Genomic DNA, 7,376 nt, shown 5'->3' on the forward strand with positions numbered 1-7,376 from the left:
GCTGGCCGAGTAGCGACGACCGAGCGTAGCGAGGCCGCCGCGTATCGAGGTCAGTCGGTGACGTCCCACTCCAGCGGCAGGGCGGTGAGGCCCGACACCGAACCGACGTGGTCCTCGATCGTGGCGTCGCCGGGGACCCGGTAGTCGGGGATGCGCTTGTGCCACTCCTCGATCACGATCTCGAGTTCGAGGCGTGCCAGGTGGGAGCCGAGGCAGCGGTGTCGTCCGGCGCCGAAGGCGATGTGCCGGTTCGGGCTTCGGCCGAAGATGATGTCCTCGGCGTCCTCGAACTCGTCGCGATCCCGGTTGGCGGCCGCGGTGGACAGGACGACGCGGTCGCCGGCCTTGATCGGGCATCCGCCTAGTTCGGTGTCGCTCTTGACCACCCGGCTGGTGTTCACCACCGACCGCGCGCGCAACATCTCCTCGGAAACCTCACGTGGGGTGACGGTTCCGTCGACGATGAGGGCGCGCTGCTCGGGGTGCGCGGCCAGGTAGCGGAAGGTGTACCCCAGTGCGTTGGCGACGGTGTCGAGGCCGGCCATCCAGAGCTGGAAGGTCATCGACAGTGCTTCTTCGTCGGTCATCTGCCGGCCGCTCTTGAGGGGCTCGGTGACGATGACGCTCATGAGGTCGTCGCGCGGATCGGCGCGACGGTCGGCGAGCATGCCGGCGAGGTAACCCATCACCTTCTTGCGCACGCCGAGCCGGATGGCGAAATCAGGATCATCCTCGGGCTTGGTGTGCATCAGCGAGTCGATCCACGCGAGCAGCATCGGGGCGTCGTCGACGGGCATGCCCATGATGTCGAGGAAGACGCGCGTCGGGAGGTCCTTGGCGAACTCGGCCACGAACTCGATCCGGCCCTTCGATGCGAGGGCATCGATGAGATCGCAGGCGAGTTGCCGGATGTCGTCGGCACGTTCCGCGATCGCCTTCGGTCCGAAGTGCGACGAGATCAGGGCGCGGTACTCGGTGTGCATCGGCGGGTCGATCTCGACCGGAATCCAGCGCTTCTTCTTCTCGTACGCCTCGTCCGGCTCGAAGGCCTCGACCGAATCGCTCGAAAACGTCTCCCAGTCCTGGAATGCTGTGAGGACCTCGTCGTAACCGAGGACGTACCAGACCGGACGCGGCGCCGAGGTGCGGTTGACCTGCACCGGGCATGCGTTCCGGAGCTCGTCCCACCGGCCGAACTGGTCGGCCCGGGCGGCCTCGTCGGTGCGATGGTCGAAGGTGGTGTCGTAAGCGCTGCCGCTGGGCGCGATCTCGGACATCGGTGGTTGCCTCGCAGTCTCGTCGGCACGGGGTTCGCAAGCCCAAAGCTACCACCGGCATCGCTAACTTAGTTACCCTTCTCGGAACTGGCCTGCCCGCACCATTCCAGCCCGATCCGCGCCCGAGGGAGCCCCGACGTGAGACTGCGACTCGACCGAGACCTCTGTGTCGGTCACGCACAGTGCTTTGCCACCGACCCCGACCTCTTCCCGATCGACGACGACGGCTTCAGCCTGGTCGAGGATCAGGAGGTACCGAAAGACCGGCTCGCTGCCGCACGGGCCGGGGTCAATGCCTGTCCGGAACGCGCGCTCCGACTCGAGGAGGACGGGTGAACGCCACGGCGACGGGGGACTGGCGGCAGCGGCTGATCGACCTCATCGCCGACTATCGCTCACGGACACCCGACTCGTCGAAGGACCGCTACCAGCGCGCCCGGGACTGGCAGGCCGAACTCGACGACCACGGGTTGGCCGCACCCGCGTGGCCGCGCGAGGTCGGGGGCCTCGACCTCGCTCTTGACGACCTGCTGGACTACTACCGCATCACCTCCGCAGTGAAGGTGCCCTCGCATCCCTGTCCGCTGTCGATGATCCTGGCGCCGACCCTGATCGCCCACGGGACCGACGCACAGAAGGAACGCTTCCTCAAGCCGTTGCTGCGTGCCGATGAGCTGTGGTGTCAGGGGTTCTCGGAACCCGCGGCCGGCAGCGACCTCGCGTCGCTCACCACCCGCGCGGTCCGCGACGGCGACGAGTACGTGGTGACCGGGCAGAAGATCTGGACCAGCCAGGCCGATCGCGCGGACTGGATCTTCGCGCTGGTGCGCACCACGCCACTCGAACCGGGGACCAAGCGATCCACCTCCGGCATCAGCTATCTACTCATCCCGATGACCAGTGCGGGCATCACCGTCCGGCCGTTGCGAGACATCAGCGGCGCAGCACATTTCGCGGAGGTCTTCTTCGACGACGTACGCGTCCCGGTCGCCAACCGCATCGGCGCAGAAGGGGAGGGGTGGTCCATCATGCGCACCTCTCTCGGCCACGAACGTGCGACCGCGTTCCTCGCCGACGAATTCCGCTACCGCAACACCGTCGATCGCCTGTTCAGGCTGGTCGTCGAGCAGGGACTGGCCGACGATCCGCTCGTCCGGCAGCGGGTCGCCGACCTCGAGATCGGCGTGCAGTCGGTCGCACAGAACGGCGCCCGCGCACTCGCGGCGGTACTCCGCGGGCAGGATCCGGGTGCGGTCGCTTCGGTCAACCGGCTGGTGAAGTCGGAGTTCGAACAGCGGCTGCACGCCCTGGCGCTGCGAGCGACAGGTGAAGCGGCAGTGCTCGATTCACGCGCTGACGGCGCCTGCGACGGCGGCCGCTGGACCTACGGATACCTTATGAGCCGCGCGACGACGATCGGCGCGGGTACTGCCGAGATCCAGCGGAGCACGATCGCCGAGAAGGTTCTCGGCCTGCCGTCGTCGCGAGGGGAACACGTCGATGAGTCATCAGCTGTGGCGGCCGGCGAACCGATGGCGGTGGCCGACGACGACGAGCGTGAGTTGCGCGCTGTACTTGCCGGAGCGCTGAAGTCGGCCGTCGACCCTGCCGACCTACTCGACCGTTCGCGCGCGATTGATTCGTCCGACGCAGGGCTCTGGTCCGATCTCGTCGGGTTCGGGCTACCGGCGTTGCATGTCCCTGCAGAGGAAGGGGGAGCAGGTGCCGACGTGCGGTTGCTGTGTGCCGCCGTCGAGGAATGCGCGAAGGTGATCGCGCCGGTTCCCCTGCTACCCACGGTCGTTGCAGCATCGATCCTGCATGCAGCCGGTGCCGCGGAAGCGTTGAGCGCCGTCGCATCCGGGACTGTCATCGTGCCGGCGTCACTGCCCACCGGCCCCGCGTGGGGTCGTCCGGTTGCATCGTCACCGGCCTGGAACGGTACATCGTTGACGGGCGAACAGCGTCTGGTGCAGGGCGCCCCTGTCGCGTCGTCGTTCATCGTTACTGCCCAGCAGGACGCTCGGCCGGTGCTGATCCTCGTCGACGGTAAACCCGAGACGGTCACCGTCACCGCCCAGCAGGCGTTCGATCGTAGTTCGACGGTCGGGACGGTTCGATTCGACGCTGCACCCGGAACTGTTCTGACCGAGGGCGACGCGGTCGAGACCGTGGCGGCACGCGTCCGGCCCATTGTGCTGCTCGCGCACGGCGCGGACGCTGTCGGCGTCGCCGCGCGGGCCGTCGCACTGGCCGTCGACTGGGCGGGTCAGCGCGAACAGTTCGGTCGCGCGATCGGTTCGTTCCAGGCCGTGTCCCACCGGATCGCCGATGCCGCAGTCGCACTCGAGGGTGCTCGCAACCAGGTCCTGGGTGTCGCTGCGACGGTCGACGAGGGCGTGGTTCAGGGCGCCGATCTCGACTGCGCTGTCGACCTGGCCGTCGCGTCCGCCCTCGACGCCGCGATCACCGCCACCGAGAGCTGCATCCAGGTGCTCGGCGGCATCGGGTTCACCTGGGAACACCCGGCTCATCTGCTGCTGCGGCGGGCGCGCTCCACCGCGGTGCTCGCGGGCGGCGCGAACACCTTGCGCGATCGGGCGGCGACGCATCTCCTGTCGACGAAAACATGATTACCGCCTCACCCTACGAAGTACACTTGGTAAACCTTGTGACGGTCTTTCGATGCGAAGAGAGGGGCGCTTGTGCGCGTATTGATTACCGGGGTCAGCGGTCTGGTGGGCCGGACCACGGCTGCCCGGCTGGCCGGGGCCGGCCACGACGTGGTCGGGCTCAGTCGCAGCGCGCCGCTCGAACTACCTTCGCAGGTCACTCACATCCGCGGTGACATCTCCGACGACGCCGTGCTCGCGAAGGCCTGCGCGGGCGTCGACGCCGTGATTCATTGCGCGTTCATGCTGGACGCCCGCGAGGGCCTGGACGCCATGGAACGCACCAACGTCGGCGGCACCCGCAAGCTGATCGCCGCCGCCGAGAAGGCCGGTGTCCGCCGTGCGATCTTCCTGTCGTCGGTCACGGTGTACGGACCCCGTAGCTCGAACGACGAACCCCCACGTACCGAGTCGAGCGGAGCCACCCCACACCCCGACCAGCCCTACGCCGCCCACAAGGCCGAATGCGAGCGGTTGTTCGAGCAGTCCGCGCTGTCGTCGGTGCTTGTTCGCGCCGCGATCATTCTCGGGCGCGGCACCGACAACCGCCTGCAGGAGAACCTGGCCGGCGCCAACCACATCGGTGCAAGCGGACCCGAATATCCGTGGCAGGTCATCCATCACGACGACGTCGCAGCGTTCCTCTCGCTGGCCATCACCTCCGACCAGGAGGGCGTCGTCAATCTCGCCGCTGACGAACCAGTCAGTCAGCGCCGTATCGCCGAGATGCTCGATCGCAAGCTGCTCGCTCTACCGCGCGGTGCGATGATCAACGCCGCCAAGGTCGCCGGCGGGATGTTGCACATCACCGCAGGCGAGGTGGCCGCCGCGCTGCGGATGCCGATGGGCGATCTCACCGAACTCCACGAGAAATGGGGCTTCACTGCAGTGTGGAACGGCCCGGACACAATTCTCGACACCCGCCTCGCCGTCGTCGGCCGCACCACCAGTAAGGGGCGCGTCGTCGCAGCACGGGGCCGCATCCCTTATCTGCACCAGATCGCCGCCGCCGATACACTTGCGCCGGACGATGCGCCGCTGGCGTATTCGGGTCCCGAGGATCTCCGCGGCGAGTTCGACACCCCGATCGATCGGCGTTTCCCGGTCTACTCGCAGACCAACCTGGCGGAGGCGCTGCCCGGTCCGTCGACGGCGCTCACGCTCGACGTCCAGGGGCGTGCATTGCGCGGCACCACGTCGGCCGTTGCCGATTTGCTCGGACTGCCAGGCGCTTTGGGCACCGAGGCGTCGGCCCGCCTGCAGGCGGTGCACGCCCACCGCATGTACATCAACGCCTCCGCGACCTACCACGTGTCGCTCGCGATGCCGGGCACCAATCCCGACGAACTCGCGGCCCAGTTCACCGGCACCCACGCCGACGAACTGCCCGGCGGACAGTCCGCCATCGCCGGGACCTACCAGGGTCCCGCCCAGACCGCGGCGTCGAAGGCCAAGTCCGCGGCCGCAGTCGGTGCGCGGGTGGTGTCGCTCATCCGGTCGTCGGCACTCGACGTCGACGAGGTCCGCGCACAGACCGCACGACTCGAGGGTTTCCTCGACGAACTCGACACGATGCCCGACGCCCAACTCCGGCAGGTGTTGCTGCTTGCCGGCGATCTGCTCGCCTACGCCTGGACCGTGCAGGGTGTGGTCAACCTGCTCGGCGGAGCGGCCCTGACCGTCGCGTCGAAGAACTCCGAAGAGAACCTCGATCTCGGCGACGATCTCGAGAGTGGCGCAACCCTGCGCGGTGTGCGCGAACTCGCGCTCGCCGCGGCCGCCGATCCCGACGTCCTCGCCCTCCTGACCGACCGCTCGCCCGGCCTGCCCGAGCGCGTCGCCGAACAGGCTCCGGCGTTCTGGAAGAAGGTGTTGATCGCACTCGACCGTTTCGGTCACCGCGGGCCCGCCGAATCCGAGTTCGACGCCAAGTCCTTCTCCGACGACGTCCACAGCTTCCTGGTCACCGTCGGCCGTGCTGCTGCCTCCGCCGAGGCGGCGCCCGACCACAGCGGCGCACCCCGCAAACTGTCGGTGCCGCAGAAGATCGCGGCCAAGCTGCTCCGGCAGCGTGAACAGAACCGGGACCGGTGCGTTCGCCTCACCTGGATCATGCGTCGCCTGGTGCGTGAACAGGGGCGCCGCCTCACCGCGCAGGGCCGCATCGACGCCCCTGACGACCTGTTCCACCTCACTCTGGGCGTCCTCATCGACCCGCCAGAGGGTGTCCGCGAGACCATCGCGCGTCGGAAGGCCGAGCGCGAGAAGCTCGAACAGCTGCACATGCCGCCCATCTTCGCCGAGAAGTGGCAGGCCGCCGAGGTCCTCAAGCCGCTCGAGGCGGGGGAGAAGCTCGACGGTATCGGAATCTGCGGCGGCAAGATCGTCGGCCGTGCGCGAATCGTGGAGCCGCACACCATCGACGACGTCGAACCGGGCGAGGTCATGATCGCCCACGTCACCGACATCGGATACACCGCGCTGTTCGGACACGTCGCGGCGGTCGTCACCGACATCGGCGGCGTCATGTCGCACGCCGCCGTCGTCGCTCGTGAGTTCGGCGTCGCGTGCGTCGTCGACACCCAGGTCGCGGCGTCGCGCATCCCGAACGGCGCCCTGGTCGAGGTCGACGGATCCGCCGGAACCATCACGGTTCTCGAACTCGGATCGGCCGATCAGGCTGCGCTGGTGTCGAATCCGGGATGAGCACATCCACACCCAGCACCACAACGGCAGCGATCCGTGCCGTCGTCTTCGACTGGTCAGGGGTCCTCACCGAGTCGCCGCTGTCCGGACTGCGCCGGTACAGCAACGAACTCGGGCTTCCCGAGACCGCTCTCGATCGCTACATCCGCGGCGACGAGGAATTCTCGAAGGTGGAACGCGGGGAGCTGTCGGTTCGTGACTTCCTCAAGGGTGTCTGCGTTCGGGTGCGTGAGGAGCATGGCGTCGAGATCGAGATTCGACGCCTCGGCGCCGCGATGGCCGACACCCGCACACTGCGCCAACCCATGCTCGACCTCGTCGCCGAGCTCAGCGAGCACTACACCCTCGCCGTGCTGACCAACAACGTCGCCGAGAACCGGGAACACCTGGCGACGACGCTGCCGCTCGACCACTTCGCCTTCGTCCTCAACTCCGCGGATGTCGGGGTGCGCAAACCGGATCCGCTGATCTACCGGGAGCTGTTGCGTCGCCTGGACTGCGAGGCCTCGGAGGTCGTGTACATCGACGACTTCGCCGAGAACCTGCCGCCGGCAGCTGACCTCGGCATGTCGACGATCGAGTTCACCGATCCGGAGAACCTACGAATCCGCCTGGCCGAGTTGGGTATCTGAGCCCCGCCGGTCGAGTAGGTCCGAGGGGCTACCCGAGGACCGTATCGAGGTCAGCTCGCCGAGTGGTTTCGACACGGCTCCTCGCTGCG

The 7,376-nt window shown here is 67.9% G+C and carries 5 protein-coding genes; 4 read left to right on the forward strand and 1 reads right to left on the reverse strand.

Annotation, left to right across the window (positions count from 1 at the left end; all coding sequences use genetic code 11):
• Positions 1-50 precede the first annotated feature (50 nt).
• Positions 51-1,277: a cytochrome P450 gene (locus OK17_RS17755; RefSeq protein WP_461418234.1), complete on the reverse strand. Its 1,227-nt coding sequence runs from the start codon at positions 1,275-1,277 to the stop codon at positions 51-53.
• A gap of 138 nt (positions 1,278-1,415) precedes the next feature.
• On the opposite strand from OK17_RS17755, the gene OK17_RS17760 reads away from it, so the two are divergent.
• From OK17_RS17760 to OK17_RS17775, 4 genes are all read left to right on the forward strand, one after another.
• Positions 1,416-1,613 carry a ferredoxin gene (locus OK17_RS17760; RefSeq protein WP_461418235.1) on the forward strand — a complete coding sequence of 66 codons (198 nt, stop codon included), beginning with the start codon at positions 1,416-1,418 and terminating at the stop codon, positions 1,611-1,613.
• Positions 1,610-3,910, forward strand: a complete 2,301-nt coding sequence (locus OK17_RS17765; RefSeq protein ID WP_461418236.1) for an acyl-CoA dehydrogenase family protein — start codon at positions 1,610-1,612, stop codon at positions 3,908-3,910. Before OK17_RS17760 ends, OK17_RS17765 begins: the two co-directional genes overlap by 4 nt.
• 72 nt (positions 3,911-3,982) lie before the next feature.
• Entirely contained in the window at positions 3,983-6,655 is a 2,673-nt protein-coding gene (locus OK17_RS17770; protein ID WP_461418237.1) for an NAD-dependent epimerase/dehydratase family protein, read from the forward strand.
• Positions 6,652-7,287 (forward strand): HAD family hydrolase, encoded by a 636-nt coding sequence (locus OK17_RS17775; protein ID WP_461418238.1) that lies wholly within the window; start codon positions 6,652-6,654, stop codon positions 7,285-7,287. The genes OK17_RS17770 and OK17_RS17775 overlap by 4 nt, the downstream gene beginning before the upstream one ends.
• The last annotated feature ends 89 nt before the right edge of the window (positions 7,288-7,376 follow it).

It is taken from the genome of Gordonia sp. GN26 (assembly GCF_054823965.1).